We start from the raw sequence: 23,788 nt of genomic DNA on the forward strand, positions 1-23,788 counted from the left end.
TCGGACCAACTCGGCGTGCCGTACGTCGCCGAGCTGGGCTGGATGCCACGCGGACCGATGCCGCCCGCGATCTTCTACAACCCGAACCTGCTGGTGCTACGCAACTGGTGGGGCCCCGACGACCCGGCGGTGTTCGACGACCAACGCAACGTCGCCCGGTTCGCCATCCGCGACAACGGACGAGTACGCGACGAACGGCGAGAATTCCTGGCCTTCGTGCACCACTTCGACCCGCGCTCCGGTGACGCCCGGCTGGAAGAAGCCAGACGCCTCAGCCGCTACGGCAGCACCGAGCCGCTGCCGGTCATCGGCGGCGGCGACCTCAACGGCACCGCGTCCGGCGGCCACCTTCCGCAGCGGGACTGGATGGCCGCCACACCCCACCAGCGCACCCACAAAGGCATGCTGCGGCCCGACGGCACCTGGGGGCCGGACACCCGCGCGCTCGACCACCTCATCGGCGACTGGGACGACACCACCGGGCAGCGCACGAACGGCTCTGGTCTGCACGCGGTCGCCGAAATTGCCTGGCGGACCAATTCCACCCAGCCGATCGCACCGACCGTCAACCCCGACATCGACCCCGGCGGTGGTCTGCTCATCGACTGGCTCCTGGCCAACGACGCCATGGCACCACACGTCCTGCCCGACACCTACCGCGTCCACCTACCCGACCCCGGCCAACGGCCGCCGTCGGACCACCGGCTCGTCACCGCCGCGATCGACCTGTAACGCCGACGGCCAGCCCAATGACCGCGTCAACGACCCCGTGACCTGCCGCCACGCAGGCGCCACCACCGCCTTCACCCGAGACCACACCGTTTGATCCGGAGAGGCAAACCCAATCGTGACCACCAACCCGTCCACCGCGGCGTTCGGCCGACCGAGTACCCAGGACGGCATTCCCGAGACGACTGACCGATGACCGAGGGCGCGGCCATAGCCGTAGGCATCATCCTGCTCGCCATCGCACTGCTACATAGCAGCCGCAGTCCGACCTGGGCCCTCGCCAAGTACCGCCTCCGGAAACTCCTCACCACCGCCGTCCTCATCCTGGCCGCCGTGATCATCTTGCGTCACGGGATGGGCGAGCCGAACGACCACTGACGAACTCCGGACGCGACCAGATCCTCCTGCACCTCGACCCGACCGCCCTCAACGACATCATCACCATCGTCACCCAGGACCAGACCAGCGCCACCACCCGGGAACCCAGGCCATGAACCACCACCACGGCGGCCACCTCGCCAGTCGCCCTGCCCAGAGAAGCAGCCAGGACACCTGCACCAACCCTGCCGATATGCTGCAGCCGGGCGGCGCGGCACCATCTCCATGTCGATCTCCCGCAAGAGCCGACCGCGCCGCCCACGCCACATCCCGACGGCCACGGCACCGCCGATGCTGTCCGGAGCACACGGACATCCACGGATAGGCGGCGCCCGCCGCTGCCTATGGTCGTCATGATCGCGGCTGCCATGATCGGATTCACCGCCTGCGCGCCCCCACCCAGCCAGCTGTCGTCCTCAACGAGGATGAGGCCCTGGCCGCCCCAATCCGGCAGGTCCACTGTGCCCGCGACGAACAACCTCACCCCCACCCCGGCGAATATAGCCAGCAGGTGCGACTCCAGCCTAAACCCCCGGATCCACCACCCTCCGACTCGCCGACCCGCAGACGCCGAGGCCGATGTCGGCGCGGGTCCGATCCCTGACCTGGTGAACCGCGACTTCACCGCCGCGCTCAGCCCATCCGCAGGAGATCCCGAAGCAACTCGTGAATTTCCGCGTATGTGTCTGGCGAGAGGTCCTCCGGGACTTCAACTTCGCGTGTGCGTACAAGGTCGTCGAGGAGTGCGCGGAGTTCGGCCGATCGGCCATCGGCCTGGGCGATGCGCATGGCGTCGATCCATGGGTGGTCGTCAAGACGGGTGGGGTCTGCGAGCCAGGCCCGTTCTACGGCCCACCGGGCACCGCTGGTGTCTCCAGCTTGGAGGTACAGGTCGACGAGTTGGTGCGCGGTGTCAACAACGGCGGAGGCGAGATTGTGCGGTTGTATGCCGCTTCCTGGTAGCCAAGTGTACGGGTTGCGGTAGCCCGATGAGTATGGCAGTTCTGCACCAGCGAGGGGTTCGCCGCGGACAAGTTCGAGTGCGCGGCGGAGGTCAGTTGCGCCTGCTACTCCCCTGGATTCGCCCCGAGCCCGGAGACGGCGGAACAGTTGCCAGTCGAGGAGTACGCCGGGGGTGAGGCGGTAAAGCCGGTCTGCTCCGGCGTTGGGCGGCAGCCATTGGGTTCCGTCGCTGTTCTCCCCGAGCCAGCGGCGAACTTTGCTGATGGCGACGCGGCGGCTCCTGGCGTTGACGCCTCGTTCTGGCCAGAGCGCGTCGTCGATTTGTTCGCCGGTAGCCCCGACTCGGCCCCGTTGTGCCAGGTAGACGACCAGCTCGGAGTAGAAGCGGATTCGCTCGTCGGGTGTCTCCCCGGGTGCGTCGACTTCGACGGGACCGAGGATGGCGATCCGCGGCCGGTAGGGGTCAGTTCGGTACCAGTCGTCGAGGTCCTCGTCGAGGGTGGGGTCGTGGGGTTTGCGGTAGGGGGTTAAGGGCGTCGGTCCGGTCCGGGTGGTCGCTCCGTTCGTGATCGGGGTGATGGCTGCGATGTCGGCTGGGTGCGCTGCGGTGGTGCCGGCTTGGGTGGGCGCCGGGGTGCTGCGGTCGGGTGCGGGCACGGCCGGTCGCCTTTCCTGTGCGTGTTCGTCTGTCGGGTGCACGTCGGGCACGCCGTGGTGGTTGTTCTCCTCTGGTGCCTCGTCTTGGGCTCGCGGGGAGAGGTCGTGGACGTCGAGTAGATGCCCATGCGCGTCGGTGCCCTCCGCCCAGGGGTCCGGCTCGGTTGCGGCGGGTACTTGCTCGTCGCCGGGCTGGTCCTCTGTGGGGGCGGTAGCGCGGGCGGCGCGCATGATGGGTGCGAGGCGGGTGAGTTGTTCGCGGGGGAGCCTGGTGGCGGCAGTGTTGGTGATGCTGAGCCAGTCGATGGTCAGGCTGCCCTTGGCGCTCACGTCGATCTGCCAGGTCGAGGGGGTGGCGGTGACGACTGCGACGGCAACGGCGCACGGGCCGACGGTGTGGAGTTCAGCGGCGAGGGTTGCCAGTTGTTCTTCGGCGTCGGTGGCGTCGGCGATTAGGAGCACGTGCGGCATCCATGCGTCGGCGACGATGTCGTTGACGCGGCCGGCGAAGGTGGATGTGATGCCGGTGTCGGTCATGGCCTTGGCGTTGGCTGCGGCGCGGCGTCTTGCGCGTTCGATCGCTCCGGTTGTCGAGGTTGTCGCGGTGATGCGGTTGCCGCCGATGTCGATCAGGTTGTCGGCGTCGAGGGGGTCGAATCCTGCCAGCACCACTTCTGCGTCGTCGCTCCACTGGTTGGTGGCGATTTCGGCAGCGACGTATCGGATGAGGTCGGCGGTTCGGTCGGCGTCGCCGCTGATGGTGAGCACGCCGGTCCGTTCGAGGTCGATGAGGAGATGGTCGCCGCCTGGTCGGGAGGCGACGGTGACGAGGGCTGGCAGGGGTGCCAGCGTCTCTTCGACGGTGGGAAGGGACGCCGTGGCGGGCAGCATCCAGGTCATTGCGGTGTCGTCGGCCTGGAAGGGTGGGGGCGCGGAGGTGTTGGGTGCGGCCAGCATGAGGTGAACCTCGCCTCCGGACAGCCAGGCTGCGGCGAGGTCGGGCAGGTTGCCGGGGTTGTGGTCGCGGAGGCCTGCGGCCAGGGCGCGGAGGGCATGGTCGAGCCGGTTGACGTCGACGGGTTGGGCCGCTGCTCGGACGCGACGTTCGATGGTGGGATTGGGCGTGTGGATTCGGCGGCCGGGGCGCCGGTGCTGACGCTGACGGTGTCGGCGTTGTGTGAGGCGGACCAGGAGCAGAGCGGCGAGCAGTCCGGCGGTTGCGAGGGCCGCGGTGATGGGTAGCGCGGCGTCGAGTTCGCGGTCGTCGGCGTTCGGGCCCGGTTGGTCCTCCTCTTCGGTGGTGACGGTAGGCGTTGATGTTGCTGTCTCGGGTGGCGTCGATGTTGGTGCAGACGCCTCGGGTGTCGGTGCGGCGCTGGCCGTCGGCGGCGGAGTCGGTGTCACTGGTGGCTGGTGGGGCGGCATCGACTGGTCGGGCACATTCTCTGGACCCTGCTGGCCGGGGGCGTTCTCGGTCGTTGGCGGTTTCGGGGGTGTGTGGAGTTCACCGGTGGCGTGGTGGCGGGGGCCTCGGTCGTGGGCGTCGGCCGGGAGTCGGAGTTTTTGCCCGGCGACGATGTGGTCGGGAAACCGGGGATCCGCCTTTTGTAGTTCGGGATTGAGCTTGGCGATGTCGATGTAGCGGTCGCCCTCGCCCAGGAACCGGTCGGCGACGTAGTACAGCCAGTCGCCACGCTCTACCTCATATACCGAGCTGTGGTCTGTCGCGGTCTGCTGGCTGAGGGTGGTTGTGGAAGAAGCGGTGTGGAAGGACGTGATGGTGGCGGTGCTCTGCCCGGACGCGGTGACGGTCAGGCTCGGAGGTGAGGGTGGCATGGTGACCGCGTTGGCGCTGGCCACGGCCGGTGCCGCGCCGATTGACAGGGCTGCGGCGACGAGGGCCGCTGCGCGACGTTGCTGCCAGGCGAGTCCGAGGAGTCGGGGAGGACGCCAACGGAAGGCGTGGCAGATGATCTCTACGAGGAGGGGAACAGCGAAGGACGTCCAGCCGATCCAGCCGGCCCAGGTGATCGCGGTCAGGAACAGCCCGCCGTCGTCCCTGCTGGTGAGTAGCTCTCCGAGCTGGGACAAGGTGGGCAGCTGTTCGGGTAGCGGGTTGCCGGCCAGGGCGTAGAGGGCGTACGGGATTCCGATCAGGGTGGCCAGGATGCTCAGTTGAGCTGCGAGGCGGGAGGCGATGCCGGTGCCGCGTGGCTGGCGCGTGTTCGGAGCGGTTCTGCGAGCCGGGTTGGGCATGGGTCATCCCACCAACAGGGTTGCGGTGACGGTCGACGTTGCGGGGATCGTCGTGATGCCGGGCAGGACGTCGACGAGAAGTGGGTCGTACTGCACGGTGACGGTGACGGTGAGCTGTTGGCCGTCGTCGGCTACGGTTGCCTGCCAGTCGGTGATTCCGGCGGTGGCGAGATAGTCCGCGACGGCGTCAACGGCGTTGGCAGTGTCGACTTCCTTCACCTCGCCGTTGATGGCTTCGGGTAGTCGGATCGCTTGTCCGCCCGCCCTGGCTGCTTCGGAAGCGATGTTGTCCGCCCTCTGGGTGGTGCGAACGTATCCGGCGCCGTCTCCGGCCAGGCCGATCATGGCGATCAGGCCGGGCAGGACGACGGCGTAGAACAGCCCGATCCGGCCGGCGTCGCGGCCGGCCGGCGAGTTTGCCGAGTGGCGTCGGTTCATCCGGTTCTGCTTCGGAAGAGATCGAGCGGTGAGCTGTAGACGGCCGTGATCCATCGTGAGGTCGGTGTACCGGGCATCGCGCCGGCGGACAGGTCGACGCGGCATTCGACGGTGACGGTCACGCTGGCCGGCTCGCCGACATCGCGGGCGAACTGGGTGGTGTCCACGTTGACGAGCAGGTTGAGGCAGTGGATGTTCTGGGCGTCCAGGGTGGTTTGTAGTGAAGACTCCGCGCGGCTTTGTGCGGTGGTGGCGTCGCGGGTGAGCGACGCGGCCCGTGCCGCGGAGTAGGTTGCCGCGTCGAGCGCTGCGTTTGCCAGGGAAACCCGCCCGACGAGCATGGCGAAGCTGGCTACCAGCAGCAGGCTGGGTGCCAGGATGGCCAGCTCGATGGTGACGGAGCCGCGTTGTCGCTCTTGTCGCCGTCTCACGAATCGCTCTCCGTGGTGAACCGCTCGATCGGGCTGTAGGCGGTCTGGCTGACCGTGAACCGGATGCCCAACCAGCCGATGACGTTCCCTGTGGTCGTGACGCGCACCGCGGTGGCCTCCCCTCCCCCTTCCGTGACGGGGGTGACCGTTATTTCCCAGTCGGTGAGCACGTCGCCCATGCGGGTCAGATAGGCGCTGGCCTGTGTGTGGCCGGCACCGTCGGGTGCCCCGTAGGCCGACTCGGCGGCGGCGCCCTGCTGTGCGGCGGCCAACGCGACCGTGCGCCCGTAGAAGACGATCGCGACCTGTACGCCGAGGAGAATCAGCATGACGAAGGTGGGAAACAGGATCGCCATCTCAATGTTGGTCGATCCCCGGTCGCTGGCTGGGCCCCTGAGTCGGCGGCGCCGGCTCAGGGGCTCAGCAGATGGGTGACTCACGGTGCGGGTACGGCCGGGGATGCGGCGTCCGGCCAGAGCCCGATCCATCCGTACACGTAGTCGGATGCGGCCGTGAGCAGGGCGAGCGCGACGACAGCCGCGACCGCGTAGATGATCGCGGTCGGCACGACTTCGCCTCGGTCATCGCGGTGCAGCGCCGCGAGCAGCCGCAGCGCGTACTCGGCCCAGCTAGCTCTGGTGGTGTCCATGACAGCCTCCTGTTTCGATGGTCAGTTGACGGCGGGCGCGGCAAGTAGCCGTGCCGCGAAGGGGTAGAGCGCCAGCAGCATGAGCACGACCAGCAGCAGCGCGCCGGGGATCTCCAGTTGCGAGGTACGCAGTTCGGCGTGGGCCAGCTCGTCGGTGCGGATCTGAGCCCGTAGTGACGTGGCTCGGGCACGCAATGTTCGGTAGACCTGCGCGCCGGTGACGCCGGCTGCCTGCATGATGTCGCCGAGGTCGCCGAGCTCTGGCACACCAAGGTCGGTGCCGAGTTGCTTGAGCCCGTCCCATGGGGCGGAGACGGATAGCTCCGCTCGAAGCAGGGTCTGCCGGATCCGGGCGAAGACCCAGCCGCTGCCTTTGCTTGCCGCGCGGATGAGCGATTCCTCGGTGCCACGGCCCGCCGCACGCTGCAGCGCAACCAAGTCGATGAAGGTGCACACCGCCCGACGGCATTCGCGCCTGGCGAAAGCGGCCTTGTGCCCAACGTCCCGGTAGACGATGAGGACGAGCAACGCGGCGAAGCCGACCGCGGCACCGACCGGTACGCCGGTGCCGAAGCTACGCCCCATCAGCGTCAGCAGGCCGAGCAGGACCGACGGTACCGCTAGCCCGATCAGTCCGGCCACGATGAGGCTGGTGACGAACTCCTCGGAGGTGCGGCCTAGTAGCCGCAGGTCAGTGGCTGGGATGACCCTCCGCATACGGTCAGCCAGCCGGCCGATGGCCACGGACCGCCCGGGGACCGCGTCGCCTGCCCCGCTTGGAGGTTGCAGCCGAGCCAATGCCGGGCCGAGCGATGGGCTGGCCGGGCGTAGCTCGTGGACGGCGAGGAACACCGCGAGGCCGAACCCTGCCCCGAGGCCGGCACTGATGCCGATCCAGGTGGGTGTCATGCCTGACTCCCTTCGACGGCGCTCGGGCCTGCGGTCAGAAACCTCTGTTCTGCCGGTGGCAGGCTCAGCGACCGTGCCCACCACAGGCAGCCGATGAAGGCGCATGCCAGGACAGCGAGCACGACTTGGCCACGGGTGTCGGCGTACGGGGCGGTGTACTCACCGCTGGCCAGGCCGAACCCGACCAGCAGGACCGACCCGATGGTGAGGAACCGGATCTGGAATCGCGCCCGAGCCCTCTTGGATGCGGTCTCCCGCCGCATGGCGACCTCGTCGGTCGCTGCTTCCGCGATACCAGTCAGCGCATCGGTCAGCTTGGCACCCCGGTCGCTGAGATGCAGCGCGAGAGCGACGACCACCTGGTCGCTGACCGGATCCCGGAGGGCTTCAGCGAACTCGTAGAGCGCCGCTTCTACGTCCCATCCGGCCTGGACACGCGCGGCGAGCATCTGAACCTCGGACGCGATCGCCGTCGGGGCAGTCTGCGCGGTCCCGACGATCGCTTCCTGGAGCCCAACTCCGGAGTCTTCCACGTCCCGCAGGCGTCGGGTCCATGCCTCTACCGCCTCGACGCGCGTGATCGCGCGCTGTTCCTCCTTTCCCGCAGACAGCAGCCAGGGCACGCCCGGGACCGCGAGAGCGACGAGTGGGGCCGCGACCGGAACCCCGCTGATAATCCAGGCGAAGATTCCGGCCGTGAACGCACCGAGCACCCAGGCTTGGTGACGACGCTGCGCTTGCCTGGTAGTGCCGGATCCGTACCAGAGCCAGCGGGCTCGCGCAGCCCATCGCGACGGTGGCCGGTCCGGCTCGGCGGTGCCGGCGAGCGCCGTGATACCCAGCGCGAGGCTGCCGATGAGACCGGCACCGACCAATGCAGCGATGAGGACCGGATTCATGACGGCCCACCGAGACGAGGTAACGGCCGTGGCCAGGTGCCCCGGCTGCGGTAGGCGGTCAGCACGGTGGAGTCATAGCCGACAAGGCGGAAGTGTTGTTTGAGTCGATCCGGTTGATGCATGGGCACGGCGCGTCCGTCGAGGCCGGGGCCGAAGACCTGCGTGGTGCGTGGGCGGCCGTCCTCCACCAGGCCACCGACCTCGATCACGTGGCTCACGAAGCGGTGCTTGCGGCCTCCGATCGCGCTCTCGTCGACGAGGCTGACATACACGACCAGGTCGAGTGCGTTGGCTACCTGAAGGTACGCGCGCCGGTCGGACCGTTCGTCGCGGTGGCTGAGCGCCAGCTCCACAACGCGGTCGAAGACAAGGCCGGGCTCGCGGGCGTGGATGGTGCACAGAGACCCGTTGGTCGTGCCCATCGCCTGGAGCATGGCGACGACCTCCCGGGACCGCACCTCGCCGACGATGATGCGCCGCGCGTTGAGCTGCAGACCGATCGGGATCAGGTCATCGAGAGTGATCTCCCCGACGGGCCGTCCGTCCGATCCTCTCTCTCCGTGGCCCTCCCTGGTCTCCATAGAGACTGCCCAGGGGTGACGGCCTGTCTTGTGTAGACCAAGTTCCCGCGCCTCCTCCATGATGATCATCCACTCGTCAGCCGGGATCTCGCTGGCCAGCGCGCGCAGAAGGCTGGTCTTGCCGCTTCCTGGTACGCCGGCGACCATGATGTTGAGGCCAGCCATCATCGCGGCGCGTAGGAAGTCCCGCAGAAGCGGATCGATCATGGCGCTCTTGTTCGGGTCCCCCTGGTCGAGGGTGACGAGTTCATCGAGCGTGACCTGGAGAATCTGGTGGCTCCGGATGACCGCTACCGGCCGCTGTGTCACGAGGTACGTCGCCGCCAGCCGCTGCCCGCCGGGCATCTCCATGCTCAGCGTGGGCTTGTCCTTCGTGAGCGCCCGTTCGGTGCCACCGGCACGGCGGGCGAGTGCCTGGAGCAGCAGGACAAGTTCCTCGTCGCTGTCCGCCACCGGTGATTCGATATCGACACGACCGTCGGGACGCTCCACGCGGACGCCGTCACATCCGAGAATGGTGATGGTGTCGAAGGGCTCGTGCAGCAGCCGATCAAGTCGGCCGAGGCCCAACAGCGCGGCGAGTACCCCGTCCAGCAGCCGCTGCCCGTAACTGGCGCTCAGCGGCGTCCCACTCGCCCGTTGCCGGTCGACATACTCATCAACGCGCCGCGATGCGATCCGTCGCGCCTCTGCCTCGCGGTCGGACAACCGGGTGTACTCGCGCCCGGCCAGCACCCGAGACAACTCGTCGCTGACCGATTTGTGGAGCGACCGAATCACAGCGTAGTCAGGCTCGGCCACCACCGCAGAGGACGACGGTGCAGGCGATACGACGAGCGCGGCGGCCCTCCCGTTGGGGTGCCCGTTCCCCGCCGAGCCTGCCACGCTCACCGTCGTGGGTGCCCCATCAACCGGATCACGCCACCGCGGATGCTCAAACGTCGGCATGCACAGCCTCCCAGATGCCGGGGCCGCGGAGACGCTCGCGCCGGCCGTTGATGGATCGCATGACCTTGCCCTCGGCGGCCGTCGCCGCGCGTAGCAACGGCCGGCGCGTACGAGCGGTGCCGCCATGCGCGAGCACGCGGGCGGAGCGGTCGTCGTGCGGAAGGTGAGCAATCACCGGTACGCCGAGATGCCGGGCCACGGCCCGGTCGTCGTAATCTCCATCGCCGACCACCACCAGCCCAATTCGCCCATCATCGGCAGGGCCCGCACTCGACAGGAGCGTCTGCACGACGGCACGGGCTGGCAGAAGCGAGGCCAGCGTCGGCTTCACCACGAGCAGCACGAGGTCTGCCCGGCCGAGCAACGGCCATGGGGCGTACGGGGTGACGAGCCGGCCGCAGTCGACGATGACGTCGAAGCCTGGGTTGCCATGTTCGAGCGAGGAGAAGAATCCCGCCAGGGAGTGCCAGGTGGGATCGAGGCTGGCCGCCTGGGCGGATGTCGCGATGCCGGGTAGCAGCAGACGGCGTGCCCCCGGTGGGTCCAAATCGACCAGGTGGGACCAGAACTGCTCGCTGGCCTGGCCCCGCAACTCGGCCACGACAAGCTGAATGAGCCCATGTCCGCCGTCCAGTTCCAGGTGCCGCAGGTAGCCGGCCCCGATGTCTCCGCCAGCGGGATCGCACTCGGCGAGCACGACTGGACGCGACCAGGTCAGCGTGAAGGCCAGACCGGTCGTGGTCACTCCGGGAGATCCCTTGGCGCTCGCAAGGCAGATGACCGCCATCGTCAGTTCCCCGCCGTCAGAGTGAGCACCAGTCGCCCTTGGGCAGCCAACCGGGCGACGATGGGGCCGTCGCTCTCCCGGACCGCGACCGACACTGTGGCCGTGCCATCGCGTGCCCCGGCGATGACATGCACCACCGTGGCGCGGATCGTGGGCGCAGCCGTCGCCGGTCCGTCCTGGCGTGTCTCCTCCGTCGAAACAAGCAGAACGGTCGACCCCGGACGCACAGTGGTGGACGGCATCTGACCGGCTTTGAGGGACAGCCCGACCACTTGGTCACCCGGCTCCGGAAACGGCTTGTCCACCAGGGCAGACGCATTCAGAAGACTGCCGGACAGCAGCGTCACCGAGGTGTACATGCCGATCACCGAGTCGACCCGGCTGCTCGGTACCGGCACGATCCCGGCGTTCGGGTTCAAGTGCACGGTGACCAGGTCGGCCGCGGCGAGTTGGGCGCCCACCGGCACGTCTCTGGCGATCGCCAGGTACGGCTCTGTGCGGCTCACGTACCCGAACAGCGCCGCCGCGCCGAGGGCACACACCGCCATGAGCGCCACCGCAACACCGAGGCGGCCACGGCGTACGGTGCGTACGCGGACCACTCGCGGCTGCGGAATCGCCGTCGTGGGCAGGCTGGAAAGGTCATCCGTCGTGGTCACCCGGTCACCACCTGAAGCTCGTCGATGCGAATTGATGTGCTGGACTCACGAGTCACCGTTTCGGCGCCAGTCGCGCCGCCGCCAACCACCCACCATTCGATGTGCCAGGTGGTCGTGGCGACGACCGTGTACCGCCCATCGGGCTGCGTACGACTGGGAACGGAATACCCGGGGTAGCCACACGTGGTGGACGCCGAAGCGCCATGCGTGGCCTTGTTGTACGGCGTACCTGGGTTCTCGCACGTGACCGACCGTCCGTCTCCCATGTCCCATCTGATCTCGGTAGCCTGGCCCCTGGCGGTAACGGACAGTCCCGGCACGGACGCCGTCGCCGTGATCGGTCCCCAGGTCAGCGGCGTGACGGCGGTCCACAGCCAGATCGGCAGACCCACAAGGCCAGATCCCGACGGATCGGGACTGATGCCGATCTCAGCGCCGCGCATCGGAAGCTCCCTGATGGCCCGCGCCGCCAACTCGGCCGGCGAAGGACTCCCAGGCGTGCCAGGCGGCGGATCCTCCCGCCACACAAGGGCACCAACCACGTCGCCAAAGCACCGCTGCCGGTACACCGCCCCATCGCCTGGCTCATGCCCCTCCCATGCTGGATCGCCCGCGGACGGCTGCGGAGATTCGAGGATGTAGTAGCAGCCATCGGCAGGGTTGAAATACCCCCAGCCGGCCTGCCAGCAGGGAACGACGACGCCGTTCGACCTGCACTCCTGCGTGCCACCGCCCTCTCCCCCACCAGGCGGCGCACCGCCTCCCTCTTCACCGGGCGTCTCGACCACGAGATAGCAGTCCCCCACAGGGGGGCACACCCAGTAGTCCGCCTGAGCCGGGGTCGCCACCGCACCGAGCCCGACAGCGACGAAGGCAGCCGTTAGTGCCGCGCGCCGCAGGATCCGGATCAGCATGTCGAACCTCTGTCCGCGGTCGACTCGTACACATACCAGTTGTCGTCGACACGCCTCACCTTCGCGACCACGGGGTACCTCTTCGCCTGGGCGGTTGGCTGCGCCTTTCCTCCGACCGCGTTCCAGTTCGTCGAGTCGAAGCAGTCCTGAATCACCGCCTCGTCCGCGGCAAGGCGAACTTCCGTCACCGTTGGGCTCCAGACCGGCCGACCCTCGTTGCGCACGCCGCTGCGCGACATGTTGAACAGGTTGTTCAGCAGCTGGCCCAACAAGGGCTCGCCGACGTAGGTCGCCAGTTCTTCGGTGCGGTAGTCGGCGGTCGCCGATGCCCTGATGTACGCCTCGAGGTAGCCGTTGTAGGTATCGAGAATCTCGCGTCGGGCCTGGTCCTCTTCCGAGGGCGGCGTCGGGGACGCCGTAGCCGAGGGGGACGCCGAGTCGGCTGGGCCGGCACCCGGCTCTGCCTGGGTGCACCCCGCCAGAACGCCTAGCGCGATTCCCAGCACGCAAACCCACGCGCCGCGCAGCTCGATCCGAGTCGCCATCTGAGTGCCTCCCTGCCTCCACGACCGCACGGAGGCGGCCGACCGGTCGGGGATGATGTCCCCACTCCAGCTTGGCGGCATGAACAGGCGCCAGCATCGCGGCTGCCGTCGGAGACGGTGTCGTGTGGACATGAGCGTTGACCGACTGCGCATCCGTTGCCACCTCCCCCGCACGGTAGGACGCACCCATTGGTCTTAGCGCATATAAACGCCGAACCGCTACGCACCGTTAGGTACGCCGCCGCGGTACGGTCATTCCGCCGCGCACCTGGACGTGCGTTGCGACAAGCGCGTCCCCAGCGGCGATGGATCTACCGCTTCCCACCCTGGCCCAGGTCCGGCGATCACAGATGCGGCCAACCGAAAGCAGTCGATCACACATCTCGATACATCACTACTCTCGGTATCTGCCGGCTTTGCCGGAGGCAGAGGTAGATCAACAAGGACCTTCCCCTTGCACCGTCCCTTCAGTACCCTCGGAGTACGGCCGATGGCCGCCACTCACCGACATCAGCGAGAGAGCCGCCGCCCGTAAGGAAGTGCCAAATGGAGATCCGAGAAGATAGAAGCGAACTACGCTCCGTGATGGATTTCTTCAGCACCCCGCTGATTGTCGATGTGCTGCTTGCCGCCAAGGATGGCCGCGCCCCCAGACAGTGCCCAACCCTCAGCACGTACGGTGACGCTATCGATACGGCAATTTCGGCGCTCGCGAGCACGGGCGCTGTCACCCAGGTCGCGAGCCCGAACCCAACGGCAGAGCCATCACTCAGACTGACCCACAAGGGTAGGAGGCTCTGCGATCTCGTCGAAGAGATCATCGGCCTCGGTACTTCCAACCGATCCGCATAGAGATAGTGACCAATCAAACAGTAAATACTATAGAGAACACCCGAAACGGGATGAAACGCTCCCTATTGCCTTGACAGCAAGACACGGATCGCCTACACATTGATGCTCTACTGTCGGGTAGCCGACACGTTGGGACAGACACAGCGGCGGGCGGCGACGCAGCACCGGGGGACGCAATGGAGTTCGGAGACCTGCTAGAAATCCGTGACATCGTACAGTATCAATATGTTATTGGTGCCGTGATCTGTCTCGGTGAGCGTCCGATGCGGTACGGCGAGCTGGGTGCAGCGATCACCGCGTGGACCGGCAGCCGCATCGGCGACGGCGAGGTCACCCGCACTGTCGCTCGGCTGGTTGACAGCGGTCTCGCACGGGAGACCTTCGTTGACGGGCACCGGGTGTTGACGCTCTCGAAGGCAGGGCTGCGCCGGCTGGAAACGATTCATTCGCTGGGCCGCGCGTTGCGCGGTGACGCTGACGGCCGGGATGACGGCAACAGAGCCTGAAAGGTTGATGTTCGTCGGCTTGTCGGCGTGGCGGCCAGGGCGCGGCGGCAAGCGGTCCGGGAACGGACCGTGACCTTGTTCGTCGAGGACCGGTGGGTGGGGTGCGGTTGGATGTGGATCGGTTGCCGACCGGAGAGATCGCATCTGAGCTGCGGGTTTCGGAGAAGTCGGTGCGTGAGTGGCGACGGCGGTGGATCGCCGGCGGGGCCAGGGCGCTGGCCTCGGCCGGGCCTGGTGGAGCCGACTGCAAACTCACCGCGCAGCAGCAGCGACAGCTTGTCGGGTTCCTGGACGAGGGGCCGGTTGTGCACGGTTGGGACGATGCCCGCTGGACCCTGGCCCGGGTCGCGGAACTGATCCGGCGTCACTTCGGGGTCGGGTACACGCTGCGCGGCGTGTCGTATCTGCTGCACCGGATGGGTTACAGCCTGCAGGTTCCCGCGCGACGGGCGGTCGAGCGTGACGAGCGGGCGATCGCGGCATGGCGGCGTCGGAGGTGGCCGGCGGTAAAAGGCTAGCGGCGGCGCGGGGTGCGTGGATCTGCTTTCAGGACGAGGCGGGTCAGACCCTGCGACCGCCGAGGAGCAGCAGGGCACTGGTGGGCCGCTGGCGAGGTGCCTGCAGGGGTTGCGGGTCCTTCTCCGGCGGCCCACCAGCGCCCTACTCAAGAACCTGAGTGACACCGTCGAGAAGGTCGTCCGTGGACACCGCCGGTGCCTGCAGACGCACACCGACCCGACACCAGCCCTGGCCGCACCTGCCCTGGGCGAGACGGCCGGGACGGGACGCCGGGCGGACAACACCCGCCACCGCCACGCCGCCGTACACGCCCTACGAGCCGAAGGACTCTCGATCAAAGCGACAGCCCGCCGGCTCGACATGAACGTCAGGACCGCCCGCAGATACGCCCGCGCCGCCACCGCCGAGGCGTTGATCGGCCCGAACACCAGCAGCCGACCCAGCGTCCTCGCCCTGTTCCACCCCTACCTGCGGCAACGACTCACCGACGGCGTCCACCAGACAGCCGACCTGCACGCCGAGATCCTGGCCCGCGGCTACCCGGGCAGCCTGCCCGTACTACGGGACTGGCTCGCCACGAATTGCACCCGACCCACCCCCGTGACCGTCCGGGTGCCGTACCCGGATCGACCGCGCCCGCAACTGCGGATACCCCGAACTCCGCGGCTTCGCCGCCGGCCCGGTCAGCGACCGCGACGCCGTCATCGCCGGCCTCACCCAGCCCTGGAGCTCAGGCCCAGTCGAAGGCCAGGTCAACCGCATCAAGACGATCAAACGGCAAATGTACGGCCGCGCGAACCTCGACCTCCTCCGCAAACACGTCCTCGCAGCAGCCTGAGCGACCGCCAAGACCAATCACAAAATATTCGCCAGAGCCAAATTTCAAATGTCGTTGACAAACCCATCTCAAACACGCTCTGAGCCGCTCGGTGAAGCCCCTATTCGGCAAAGATCGCCACATCGGATTGTCATGCTTGCGCGACGCGGCCCGACAGCTCTTGCGCGCTCCCTGCCACCGGGCGTGCCCCGCTCCTGTCCATGACAGCCTGCAGGACGCCACGGGCGACCGCGTAGGAGCCCTGCTCGGTGTCTGGGCTAATCCCCGCTAGTCGGTTGTGGTGCATGTGCAGGACACTGCGCAACTGGGACGAAGGAAAGGCAATCTGGCCCTTGGCAGCCAACGCCCGCAGGGCGTCGCCATACTGGGCGATCGATGGTGCCCGGCGTTCCCAGATGCGGGTCAGGTTCTCACCGCCGGGCAGATCCGCAAGTCTGTACTGACTCCCGCCGGAGCCAAGTAGCCGGACAGCTTCGCGCCGGTGGCGCTGGAAGACTTGGTGGTGCCTGCCCTTCGGGTAGCCTGCGAGCAGCCAGTCCTGCCACCCTTCCCCGTGCAACTGGGCCACCAGATCGAGGTAGTTCGCCGCAAGCAGCAGCTCTACCGGGAGATTTAGCAGGCCTTGCCCGCGCAGCGCGAGCTGCTCGATGACTGCGCGGGAGTCGGCGCAGAACGCCTGCTCGGCGACATCGATTGCATCAGGCCCACCGTAACGTGCGACCTCCGGACGATAGGTGCCGACTTCGAGGTCGTTCATCATTCCCCCCGCCGCGAGCCGGTCCGCCCAGTCGTGCACGGCAGGCAACAGTTCTGTGTGAAGGTCGGCCGGTATGCCGTGAAAACGGATCCGTAGGTGGGGTCCGCCGGCGTCGTAGCGGATGAAGTGCCAGCGGTCGGCGACCCGGTCCGCGTGCTCCAGCAACGCTGGCAGATGTCGGACGAGTATGTCGTCATGTCGGTCTGCGGTGGCGCCGATCCTTAGGTAGAGCCACTCACCGCCCGGTCGATGGACAGGCCGATTCGTCGTCCCGTCGATGGCAGCCTCGACTCGCGGCGGTAGTTTCACTGGAGGGATGGAGCGTGACAGGACAGGCCGAAGTGGGACGGCCACCTCGGCCGTATGACCAGCGGCCCACCCGGTGCCGTATTCACCGCCGAGCGGCTCTTCCCGGATCACCGTACTTCGCTCACTCCCTTGCAGTTCGGCGCGAAGCAGGAGCAGGTCGGCGGCCGAGCTGAGGTCCAGTGGCAGCCGCAGGTCGCCTCGAGCCACCTCTACGCGATCAGGGACCCTCCAGTCGTCCCGCCAGCGGTGGACCGCGTTCTGCCAGTCTTTGACGGTTAGCGCGGGATCGCGTAGTTGAGGGCAAGGCAGCCAGCGGGCGGACGAAAGAACGGTCCGGCCGTACCGGATCCGGGGCAGGAAGGGCAGCCGGTCCGCAGCTGGGCCCCAGTCCCAGAGTGGCCACTTGGGCGTGCGGAGTGCGCCGATCTGAAATAGGAACCGGACGATGTTAGGCGTGTCCGGGCCGATCTGGTTAGCGTGGAGGACTAGCGGCACGACCTCCCGCCCCGCGGATAGCGAGACGACGAACATTCGGTCCGGGCGAGCTCCGACGGCCAGGTCGTGGGGCTGCGAAGTATAAGGGTCAGTGGGGTCGGCGAATAGGCCAGCGCTCAGGACATAGCGAACTGCTTGCGGTACCTGGACGACGTTCAAACTGCGCGCGCTGATCGTAGCGCCGACGAGTTGAATCGGATGCGCCCCTGGCCACCCATGCGCCAACTCCTCGAGATGAGCGGCCAGCGCGTCGTGCAGATCGGGCAGGAGGCGCAGGAATCGTCCGAACATAGCACCAGGGCGAGTGTAGTTCATCGAGGAGAGGAGTAGACGGAACTCGCCAGCGCGGAGCCGCTCCGGGGAGTCCGCGAACAGTCCTGCACACGGTTCGACGTACGCCGCTGGTTGGTCAGCATCGCGCCAAGTAAGCCGTTCGGCTAGTTCCTCGTCAATGTAAACCTCCCGTTCGTGAAGGCCGGTCGCTCGCTGGGCGATGCCGCACATCAGTACATCTCGGTCTCCCAACGCTACGTTCGGTCGTGCTGGTGCCCGGTGACTGGGCGGGATCATGTATCCGGCTGGCGCTCCAAGCCCGGTGTGCGGGTCAAGAAGCTCCTTGATCGGCACGAGTCCGCGGAGTCCGTAGCGGGCGATGAACTCCTCCCGGTAGCTGGCTAATGCGGACTCCTGCGGCGGAGCCGATCGCCATGCGAAGGTCGCCGCTCGCTCGAGTTCGTCCGCCACCTGCACAGGAAGCACAAGCTGCGCGTCCACAGCAAGGTCGACCTGGAGCGGTCGGTCGTTGACGTGGATCTGGCGCATCGCGGTGGCGGCGTCGCGCAGGACCTGACGGCCCTCGCCGACGGGTGTCGTTCCGTATTGGTCCAACTTCCGTTCGATATCCGTGAGTGCCTCACGCGCCGGGTGTGTTGGCAGGCGGGCGAGGACCTCGAGAACGTGCCGCAGCGGGTCACCGGAGGTCACCGGCGGCTGCAGATCGCTCAGCAGAAATCGCCGTTCAACCAGGTTGGCCAGCACGGCTTGAACCGCGTTCTCCGTCATGCCCGGGAAGTCTGCGGAGACTTGGCGGACCAGATCGACGTAGCAGATGGGAGCCTGTGCGCCGGTCATCGCTCGCCGAACCGGGGCGGTGCATACGACTTCATCCTCAGCTTTGTCTTGAGGGTGCAGGCCCTCCGCGCCGAGCAGTCGCGGGACGACCAGCCGATCGTCCCGTTCGGCGCACAGGTCGTTGGCGACGACACGCAGCTCGGCGAGAACCTCTGGATCTCTGTGCAGGCCACGGACGACCTCGGTCAGCCAGCCCATGTCCGGGCGCACGTGCTTGCGATGCGCTGCGCCGATTGCAACCGTGGCCCGGTCACCGAAGCGCAACGAGGCGACCCCGGCCATCAGCCCGAAAGGCGTCGCACGCCGACGCATCCGATTTAGGTAACGGGCCGCCACGGCTGCTGCACGGCGCAGCTGCGCAGGCTTCAAAGGGCGACCGGTGGCCACGTCCTCCAGCGTGTCGTCCAAAGAAAGGCTAGACACCGCGATTGCTTCCCGGGCGACCGGATCGGCTGCCACTACGCGGAGGAATTCACACAGCTGCTCGGTGTCCTCCAGGTCCTCGGGCATATGCGAGTCGACCGTTTCGGCAGGAAGCAGCGAGAGTCGCGCAATCCCGAAACGGGCTGCCCGAAACTGCAGTTCATGAACCATTTGTCGCTCCTGTTCTGTGTTTGTGTCAGCCGAAGCAACGCGTGATTTCCGCCTCGGCGGCGGCCAGCCGTTCGGCAACCTGTGCCTCGTCTCTTCCTGACACCGTGATGACGGCGGCGGCCTGTTCCAGAGACCGGGGCGGCGGCAATTTATCACCACGGCCGACTCTCAGATGCAGGTCCACAAGCCACGGTTCGTCTAGCGTGACGTCCCGCGTCAGGGTCCGATCTGAGATGTAGAGGAACGAAAACCCAGTGATCTCGTCGCTCCACCCTGCTGACGCCGGTATCGGCCCGCCGAGTTGTGCGTTTAGCATCGTTGCGATGAGATCAATTCCGGTGCGAAAACGGAAACCCGCGCGTATGCCGCCCCCGCCCCAGCGCGCAGCGATCTCACAGAAGACGACTTCATTGTCCGAAACGAACGCCTCGTGATGCATGACGCCCGTGAAGTCCGGATAGCATTCGATGACGCGCTGGTTGAACGCTAGCAGGCGGTTCCGCAATGGGCCCTCCGCCAACTCGATGTCCCAGTAGTGGCTACCGCTTTGATAGCTGGTAGTCGGAAATACACTCCTGCCAACGGACGCCACCAAGACGCGCGAACTCTGCACTACGCTGTCGATGTGATAGATCCGCCCGTCAATGAACTCCTCCACCTCGAAGTCGGCAAGCCGGTCGCGATATCGCGCCTCGACCTGTTCGAGGGCGGCCACAGTGCAGACGATGTTGACGTCCTTAGAACCGGCGTCTAGACGTGGCTTGACGACAACAGTGCCAAACCTTTGGAGGAGGTCGCGGGCGTTGCCAGCCGAGTAGGGCGCAAAGCAAGGCACACGTACGCCTCGGGCGCGAAGAAACCCCTTCATCGGCACCTTGTCCCGGAAGATGACAATATCCTCGGGCCGGTCTCCTGGAATGTCCAACGCCTCCCGCAGCGTCGCTGCCGGTAGGAGTTGGCGCTCCGTCAATGCAACTACCCTTTCGGCCTTTGCTCCACCGAAGGCGCTTTGATACCGACCCGCTTCCAGCAGCGTCTCGATTTCTGAGCCCGGCGTGGCGACGACTGATTGTAAGGCGTTGCCGACCGCTAGGGGCAGCTTCTTGACGCTGGTGATCAGGCGAACGTCGAATCGGTCCTCTGGAAATAGAGACTCACCCGTTGGGGTCCGGTAATAGGAGGAGTCGAAACCCAGCCGGTCAAGCAGGATGATAGGGGTCTTCACGGCTTCAGCTCCTTAGGGATTATCGCTACAGGCCGCCGGCTTGACGTACTCGGTGAATCGCATGGCCAGCCAGCGGAGGTCCGGTTCGATCCGGGGCGGCGGCGTCATCCCTTGTATGGAATCGATTGTACAATGCACAAAGGTGGGGCCGGCACACCGGAGTCCAGCGCGCAGCAGCTCGCTGAGTCCGCCCACATCGCCGGTCTGCGACGCGTCACGGTAGCCGGCCGCAAGTGCCAGTGCGCCGAAGCGGATCCGCTCCGATGGGACCGCCTGTCCTCCTGTGGATTCGTAGCTTCGGTCATCTAGGACTAGGTGTACCAACCGCAGGTCTGGTAGCGCACCGGCGGTGAACAAACAGCTGGGATTCATCGTGAGGCTGCCGTCCCCGTCGACGACCACCACGGGACGCCGCGACGCTAGAGCAACACCGATTCCAATGTTGGCTGCGAGTCCCATACTGCCAGTCATGTAGAAGTGGTTGGCCCGATCGGCGATGCTCCGGGCGATACGGCAGGAATATCCCGTGGTGAAAATTACCGGCTCATCGGTAGTTTCCCGGATCACCGTGGCGATGGCGTCGGTCTTGTTCATGGCTGCCACCCAAACAGCGTCGGCCGGACTAGTAGGGCGGCTGCCGTCCGTTTCTTAACAACCAGTTGCCGGCTCCACTCGGCGTGGTCTGCTAGCCCAGCCTCATCTAGCCAAACGGCGGGGATCGCCGACTGCTGGAAAATTGGCTCGGTCAGGCGCCCCATTACCTCGTTCTCACTCGTCGCGTCTGGCGCGACACCGCGCATGCCGATGATGAACAGCAGCGGGATTCCGTAGGGTGTGACCAGAGATGCAATGGCGTTAACCGATTGACCCAGGCCTGAGTTCTGCATCAGGACGACCGGGCATTTTCCCATCAGAGCGCTCCCAGCAGCAACACCCACTGCGTTGTCCTCCCGGGAAACGGTTATCAGATCGGCCCCGGCCTGCAGTTGAGCGTAGAGGGGCGCGAGCACGCCACACGGCGTGCCGACGAACGGAGAGAATCCGTGCTCGATGAGCGCAGTTGCGAGTCTGGATGCGCAACTGCTGCCTTTCCTGTCCAACATGCGTTTGATGCCTCTCAATCGGATGAGTATCGGCTGCACCAGCCTCAAATGGCTCGCGGCTGCACGCTATACCCGGGTAGCCGGGCAGCCCTAGTCCGTATTCGGCGCCGTCTGGCGCTCGGATAGAAACATGTCCAAATCCACGTGCCTTACCCGATCCACGCCAGGCGCCTCGGCCTGATAGTCCACCCGGGCAGGTCGGCGCTCGTCGTAGAAATAGATCCCTTCGAGCAGGCTGTCGTCACCCTCTGCGAGTATGGGATTCGCAACAAGAAAGTCACGCACCTGGGGTGTGTCTCGGCGAACCTGGAGCCACAGCCGTTTGTTGCCAAAATGGTTTGGCGGCAGGATTACCCGAGTGCCGTAACGGCGCTTCATCTGAAAGGTACCCTTACTCAAGAAGGCTTCGGTGCCTTGCAGGTCGAGCCGCTTGACTCCATTTCGGCCAGCCCATTCGATCATTCGGAAGTACATGATCTTCAGTGCGCCGGCCGCGTAGTAGTCCTCACGGCCATCAAGAACTCCGAGCAGGCGCGATGTCAGGACGCCGGTTGCCCGATCCCAGTGGCACAGGTGTCCGGCGACGCGCTCGCCGTTCATCGACAAATAAAAGAGAATTCCCGACCGAAACAGGCACTCGTACGCTGTGTCCCTGCTCTCAGTGCGAGCCCGGCCGCCATAGCGCTGCGCCATGGTTGCCTGGTACATCCGTTCGTAGAAGTACTCGAACCAGCTGCTATCGCGTGCGATGCCGAAGCCCCAGTCAAACTTGCGCGACTGCTGGCGGAAGTCGCGCCTGCTGTGCTTGGAGGCGCGCAGCATCACCGCTTCGGTGTCGTCGTCGAAGTCCACAACGAAGTGCACCCGGATCGGAACTACCAGGGACGACGGCCTCGGTAGCCGGCGGGCACGTGCTGCATTGGTCCCGACAATCACGATGTCTGCGTCAGGCAACGCCCTTGGCGTCAACAGGCTGTTGCCCTGGATCGTTGAGGACTCCCGGACAACGCTGTCACCGGAGCCGTTTTCCCGCCGCTGCTCGGTGAACTCTAGCGTGTATGCGACTCCTTCAGGTAAACCCGCGTACGAGATGGAGAGCCCGCCGACATGCGAACGCACGGCCGGGAACTCAGCCCAGCTTCGCGTGTCCCAGCCGACCCGCAAGGCGGTCAGAATGGGATTGCTGCTGTTGCGCCACTCGTAACCAGCGCGAATACGAAGCCGCTGATGCGCAGGGACGCGCGACTGCAGCGGTGGCCATCCGACAACGTTCTGATCCAACCCAGCCCCCTAAGGCGATGGCGGTAACTGATGCCGGTTCGACTATGCCGTAGCTGCCTTGGCGACAATGTCCCGCAGTGAATCGGCGTCCTGGACCGGGTGCAACTCGCGGAGACTGAGAGCATCGAACTCTCCACGAGAGTAGATTCCGGAGCCGTGGACCAATATGTCCCAATCGGGCACGAGGTCCCGATCAATGGCGTTGAGAATTCCGGTCATCGCCATGATGAGGGACCACTCCAGCACCGCTGTCGGGTTCGCGGGAACGTGCAGGCCGGTCGGCTCCAGGAGCGCGCGAACCTGCCCGTATCGTTCCAGGCATTCTGCAAGGGACACAACGATCCCGCCGCCGCCTTGGGTGTGGATGAGCGAGTTCATCCTTGGCGAGGTGACTGGTGCCTTGGTGTAGAACGTCGTGTCGAGGACTTCGCGGGAGTCGAATGTGACCGTTGGAAAGCGAAGGTTCTCCCGCTGCTCGTATAGGCCCGTGAGGTTGTTCAGTTTGTACGCCGGCGTTTGACCTTCGGCGGTGCCCGCGTACAGGCTTTCGACCATGTCCGCCGTGCCAAGGTGCTGAACCAGAAAGTATCGAGATGGCCGTCCGGGCGCATGCGATCCGAGGAGTTCGCGTCCGTAGGCGTGCCCAAGCAGGCCGTACGCGCTAGATACCGCGTGTACGTGCAGGCGGTCGTGGCTAGGGGTTGGGGGATGAAGATCCGCCTCGACAAGCGCCCGCACCACATCGCCGACGAGATAGTTCTCCAGCCTAAGCGTGTACCAGAGGTGGGTGCTTGACTCCTTCTCCAGCGAGATGCGGTGCCGATCGACCATTCCCTGGGCGAGAGCCTTGACCGCATCAGGCTTCGAACCTGTGTATACGGCGATCGGATTACGGATGCGCAGGTCGGGTTGGGTGGCGAGTTCCGTGGCGCGGAGCTTGTGCCCCGACGCGGCAGGAACGACGACGATGATGTTGAGCTGCTCGGCTGTGACCAAGCCCAGCATAATCGCGCTCAGGACAGCGTCACGCAATGCGGTGGCCTTGTTCGCCGAAGACGGCGAGATGAGAGTTACCCGCTGGCCGGTGTATTGGATGAAACGGATCGCTCGTGCGACCATGACCAGCGACGCAAAGGTCTTGGTCGTTCTGGTGCCCGGATTGCAGGTGAGATCGAGAAGCGACAGCTTCCGCCCCTGGTACTCCGGCATCAGGCTGATTGCCGCAGAAGAGACGGACAAGTACTCGCGCATGGCCGGGGTCAGTTCAGGCAGGCCGATTCCCGGTGTGAAATCGGCAGAAGTACGCTCCTCGCCGCCGAGCAGTGCCTGTAGCGCGGATTGCACCTGCGCATAGTATGTGACAAGAGTGTTGTCAATCTTCATCTCAATCCCCCTCGCGACTCATAAAGTGCTCCGTTGCCGATCGGCCGCTAGC

The 23,788-nt window shown here is 66.2% G+C and carries 23 protein-coding genes and 1 pseudogene; 6 read left to right on the top strand and 18 right to left on the bottom strand.

Going from position 1 to position 23,788, the window contains the following annotated elements:
- Nucleotides 1–15 precede the first annotated feature (15 nt).
- Complete coding sequence (locus tag ACN27F_RS10325; protein WP_421432932.1) at nucleotides 16–732, top strand: hypothetical protein; 717 nt, start codon at nucleotides 16–18, stop codon at nucleotides 730–732.
- Nucleotides 733–921: 189 nt separating this feature from the next.
- Nucleotides 922–1,107 carry a hypothetical protein gene (locus ACN27F_RS10330; RefSeq protein ID WP_421432933.1) on the top strand — a complete coding sequence of 62 codons (186 nt, stop codon included), beginning with the start codon at nucleotides 922–924 and terminating at the stop codon, nucleotides 1,105–1,107.
- A gap of 633 nt (nucleotides 1,108–1,740) precedes the next feature.
- Here ACN27F_RS10330 and ACN27F_RS10335 read toward each other — a convergent pair.
- The 12 genes from ACN27F_RS10335 to ACN27F_RS10390 form a co-directional block, all read right to left on the bottom strand.
- Entirely contained in the window at nucleotides 1,741–4,983 is a 3,243-nt protein-coding gene (locus tag ACN27F_RS10335) for a peptidoglycan-binding protein (protein WP_421432935.1), read from the bottom strand.
- A 3-nt stretch (nucleotides 4,984–4,986) separates the two neighbouring features.
- On the bottom strand, nucleotides 4,987–5,421 hold the full coding sequence (locus ACN27F_RS10340) for a pilus assembly protein TadG-related protein (RefSeq protein ID WP_421432937.1): 435 nt from the start codon (nucleotides 5,419–5,421) through the stop codon (nucleotides 4,987–4,989).
- Nucleotides 5,418–5,852 carry a TadE/TadG family type IV pilus assembly protein gene (locus ACN27F_RS10345; RefSeq protein ID WP_421432939.1) on the bottom strand — a complete coding sequence of 145 codons (435 nt, stop codon included), beginning with the start codon at nucleotides 5,850–5,852 and terminating at the stop codon, nucleotides 5,418–5,420. The genes ACN27F_RS10340 and ACN27F_RS10345 overlap by 4 nt, the downstream gene beginning before the upstream one ends.
- Nucleotides 5,849–6,340, bottom strand: coding sequence for a TadE family protein (locus ACN27F_RS10350; protein ID WP_421432942.1), 492 nt, complete (start codon nucleotides 6,338–6,340; stop codon nucleotides 5,849–5,851). Before ACN27F_RS10350 ends, ACN27F_RS10345 begins: the two co-directional genes overlap by 4 nt.
- Nucleotides 6,289–6,501, bottom strand: coding sequence for a hypothetical protein (locus ACN27F_RS10355; RefSeq protein WP_421432945.1), 213 nt, complete (start codon nucleotides 6,499–6,501; stop codon nucleotides 6,289–6,291). The genes ACN27F_RS10350 and ACN27F_RS10355 overlap by 52 nt, the downstream gene beginning before the upstream one ends.
- A gap of 21 nt (nucleotides 6,502–6,522) precedes the next feature.
- On the bottom strand, nucleotides 6,523–7,410 hold the full coding sequence (locus ACN27F_RS10360) for a type II secretion system F family protein (RefSeq protein ID WP_421432947.1): 888 nt from the start codon (nucleotides 7,408–7,410) through the stop codon (nucleotides 6,523–6,525).
- Nucleotides 7,407–8,309 carry a type II secretion system F family protein gene (locus ACN27F_RS10365; protein ID WP_421432949.1) on the bottom strand — a complete coding sequence of 301 codons (903 nt, stop codon included), beginning with the start codon at nucleotides 8,307–8,309 and terminating at the stop codon, nucleotides 7,407–7,409. The genes ACN27F_RS10360 and ACN27F_RS10365 overlap by 4 nt, the downstream gene beginning before the upstream one ends.
- Nucleotides 8,306–9,838 carry an ATPase, T2SS/T4P/T4SS family gene (locus ACN27F_RS10370; RefSeq protein ID WP_421432951.1) on the bottom strand — a complete coding sequence of 511 codons (1,533 nt, stop codon included), beginning with the start codon at nucleotides 9,836–9,838 and terminating at the stop codon, nucleotides 8,306–8,308. The genes ACN27F_RS10365 and ACN27F_RS10370 overlap by 4 nt, the downstream gene beginning before the upstream one ends.
- A complete protein-coding gene (locus ACN27F_RS10375) occupies nucleotides 9,825–10,583 on the bottom strand; it encodes a ParA family protein (RefSeq protein ID WP_421432953.1) in 759 nt (252 codons plus the stop codon). The genes ACN27F_RS10370 and ACN27F_RS10375 overlap by 14 nt, the downstream gene beginning before the upstream one ends.
- Nucleotides 10,584–10,627: 44 nt before the next feature.
- On the bottom strand, nucleotides 10,628–11,284 hold the full coding sequence (locus ACN27F_RS10380) for an SAF domain-containing protein (RefSeq protein ID WP_421432956.1): 657 nt from the start codon (nucleotides 11,282–11,284) through the stop codon (nucleotides 10,628–10,630).
- Complete coding sequence (locus tag ACN27F_RS10385) at nucleotides 11,281–11,727, bottom strand: hypothetical protein (protein WP_421432958.1); 447 nt, start codon at nucleotides 11,725–11,727, stop codon at nucleotides 11,281–11,283. The genes ACN27F_RS10380 and ACN27F_RS10385 overlap by 4 nt, the downstream gene beginning before the upstream one ends.
- 464 nt (nucleotides 11,728–12,191) lie before the next feature.
- Nucleotides 12,192–12,743 (bottom strand): hypothetical protein, encoded by a 552-nt coding sequence (locus ACN27F_RS10390; protein ID WP_421432960.1) that lies wholly within the window; start codon nucleotides 12,741–12,743, stop codon nucleotides 12,192–12,194.
- Nucleotides 12,744–13,328: 585 nt separating this feature from the next.
- Between ACN27F_RS10390 and ACN27F_RS10395 the strand changes: the two genes are divergently transcribed.
- From ACN27F_RS10395 to ACN27F_RS10410, 4 genes and pseudogenes are all read left to right on the top strand, one after another.
- Complete coding sequence (locus tag ACN27F_RS10395) at nucleotides 13,329–13,595, top strand: hypothetical protein (protein WP_421432963.1); 267 nt, start codon at nucleotides 13,329–13,331, stop codon at nucleotides 13,593–13,595.
- 176 nt (nucleotides 13,596–13,771) lie between these two features.
- Entirely contained in the window at nucleotides 13,772–14,101 is a 330-nt protein-coding gene (locus ACN27F_RS10400; protein WP_421432965.1) for a hypothetical protein, read from the top strand.
- 113 nt (nucleotides 14,102–14,214) lie between these two features.
- The gene (locus ACN27F_RS10405; RefSeq protein WP_421440088.1) at nucleotides 14,215–14,619 is read left to right on the top strand and encodes a winged helix-turn-helix domain-containing protein; all 405 of its coding nucleotides are present in this window, start codon (nucleotides 14,215–14,217) and stop codon (nucleotides 14,617–14,619) included.
- A gap of 668 nt (nucleotides 14,620–15,287) precedes the next feature.
- A pseudogene (locus tag ACN27F_RS10410) lies at nucleotides 15,288–15,458 on the top strand (transposase); the annotation flags it as partial.
- Between the two features lie 130 nt (nucleotides 15,459–15,588).
- Here ACN27F_RS10410 and ACN27F_RS10415 read toward each other — a convergent pair.
- The 6 genes from ACN27F_RS10415 to ACN27F_RS10440 form a co-directional block, all read right to left on the bottom strand.
- Nucleotides 15,589–18,744 carry a lantibiotic dehydratase gene (locus ACN27F_RS10415; protein ID WP_421432967.1) on the bottom strand — a complete coding sequence of 1,052 codons (3,156 nt, stop codon included), beginning with the start codon at nucleotides 18,742–18,744 and terminating at the stop codon, nucleotides 15,589–15,591.
- A gap of 25 nt (nucleotides 18,745–18,769) precedes the next feature.
- The gene (locus ACN27F_RS10420) at nucleotides 18,770–19,969 is read right to left on the bottom strand and encodes an ATP-grasp domain-containing protein (RefSeq protein WP_421432969.1); all 1,200 of its coding nucleotides are present in this window, start codon (nucleotides 19,967–19,969) and stop codon (nucleotides 18,770–18,772) included.
- Nucleotides 19,970–19,981: 12 nt separating this feature from the next.
- Nucleotides 19,982–20,563: a thiamine pyrophosphate-dependent enzyme gene (locus ACN27F_RS10425; protein ID WP_421432971.1), complete on the bottom strand. Its 582-nt coding sequence runs from the start codon at nucleotides 20,561–20,563 to the stop codon at nucleotides 19,982–19,984.
- Complete coding sequence (locus ACN27F_RS10430; protein WP_421432972.1) at nucleotides 20,560–21,090, bottom strand: thiamine pyrophosphate-binding protein; 531 nt, start codon at nucleotides 21,088–21,090, stop codon at nucleotides 20,560–20,562. The genes ACN27F_RS10425 and ACN27F_RS10430 overlap by 4 nt, the downstream gene beginning before the upstream one ends.
- Before the next feature lie 72 nt (nucleotides 21,091–21,162).
- Nucleotides 21,163–22,353 (bottom strand): GNAT family N-acetyltransferase, encoded by a 1,191-nt coding sequence (locus ACN27F_RS10435; protein WP_421432975.1) that lies wholly within the window; start codon nucleotides 22,351–22,353, stop codon nucleotides 21,163–21,165.
- 42 nt (nucleotides 22,354–22,395) lie between these two features.
- Entirely contained in the window at nucleotides 22,396–23,736 is a 1,341-nt protein-coding gene (locus ACN27F_RS10440) for a DUF6002 family protein (protein WP_421432977.1), read from the bottom strand.
- Nucleotides 23,737–23,788 lie beyond the last annotated feature (52 nt).

This window comes from Solwaraspora sp. WMMB335 (assembly GCF_049179075.1).
GTDB lineage: Bacteria > Actinomycetota > Actinomycetes > Mycobacteriales > Micromonosporaceae > Micromonospora_E.

Bases quoted from the DNA above. Each gene is read 5' to 3' on its own strand.
- ACN27F_RS10330 (WP_421432933.1), top strand. From the start codon at position 922: ATGACCGAGGGCGCGGCCATAGCCGTAGGCATCATCCTGCTCGCCATC.
- ACN27F_RS10335 (WP_421432935.1), bottom strand. From the start codon at position 4,983: ATGCCCAACCCGGCTCGCAGAACCGCTCCGAACACGCGCCAGCCACGC.
- ACN27F_RS10340 (WP_421432937.1), bottom strand. From the start codon at position 5,421: ATGAACCGACGCCACTCGGCAAACTCGCCGGCCGGCCGCGACGCCGGC.
- ACN27F_RS10350 (WP_421432942.1), bottom strand. From the start codon at position 6,340: ATGGATCGGGCTCTGGCCGGACGCCGCATCCCCGGCCGTACCCGCACC.
- ACN27F_RS10355 (WP_421432945.1), bottom strand. From the start codon at position 6,501: ATGGACACCACCAGAGCTAGCTGGGCCGAGTACGCGCTGCGGCTGCTC.
- ACN27F_RS10360 (WP_421432947.1), bottom strand. From the start codon at position 7,410: ATGACACCCACCTGGATCGGCATCAGTGCCGGCCTCGGGGCAGGGTTC.
- ACN27F_RS10365 (WP_421432949.1), bottom strand. From the start codon at position 8,309: ATGAATCCGGTCCTCATCGCTGCATTGGTCGGTGCCGGTCTCATCGGC.
- ACN27F_RS10370 (WP_421432951.1), bottom strand. From the start codon at position 9,838: ATGCCGACGTTTGAGCATCCGCGGTGGCGTGATCCGGTTGATGGGGCA.
- ACN27F_RS10385 (WP_421432958.1), bottom strand. From the start codon at position 11,727: ATGCGCGGCGCTGAGATCGGCATCAGTCCCGATCCGTCGGGATCTGGC.
- ACN27F_RS10390 (WP_421432960.1), bottom strand. From the start codon at position 12,743: ATGGCGACTCGGATCGAGCTGCGCGGCGCGTGGGTTTGCGTGCTGGGA.
- ACN27F_RS10395 (WP_421432963.1), top strand. From the start codon at position 13,329: ATGGATTTCTTCAGCACCCCGCTGATTGTCGATGTGCTGCTTGCCGCC.
- ACN27F_RS10400 (WP_421432965.1), top strand. From the start codon at position 13,772: ATGGAGTTCGGAGACCTGCTAGAAATCCGTGACATCGTACAGTATCAA.
- ACN27F_RS10415 (WP_421432967.1), bottom strand. From the start codon at position 18,744: ATGGTTCATGAACTGCAGTTTCGGGCAGCCCGTTTCGGGATTGCGCGA.
- ACN27F_RS10425 (WP_421432971.1), bottom strand. From the start codon at position 20,563: ATGAACAAGACCGACGCCATCGCCACGGTGATCCGGGAAACTACCGAT.
- ACN27F_RS10440 (WP_421432977.1), bottom strand. From the start codon at position 23,736: ATGAAGATTGACAACACTCTTGTCACATACTATGCGCAGGTGCAATCC.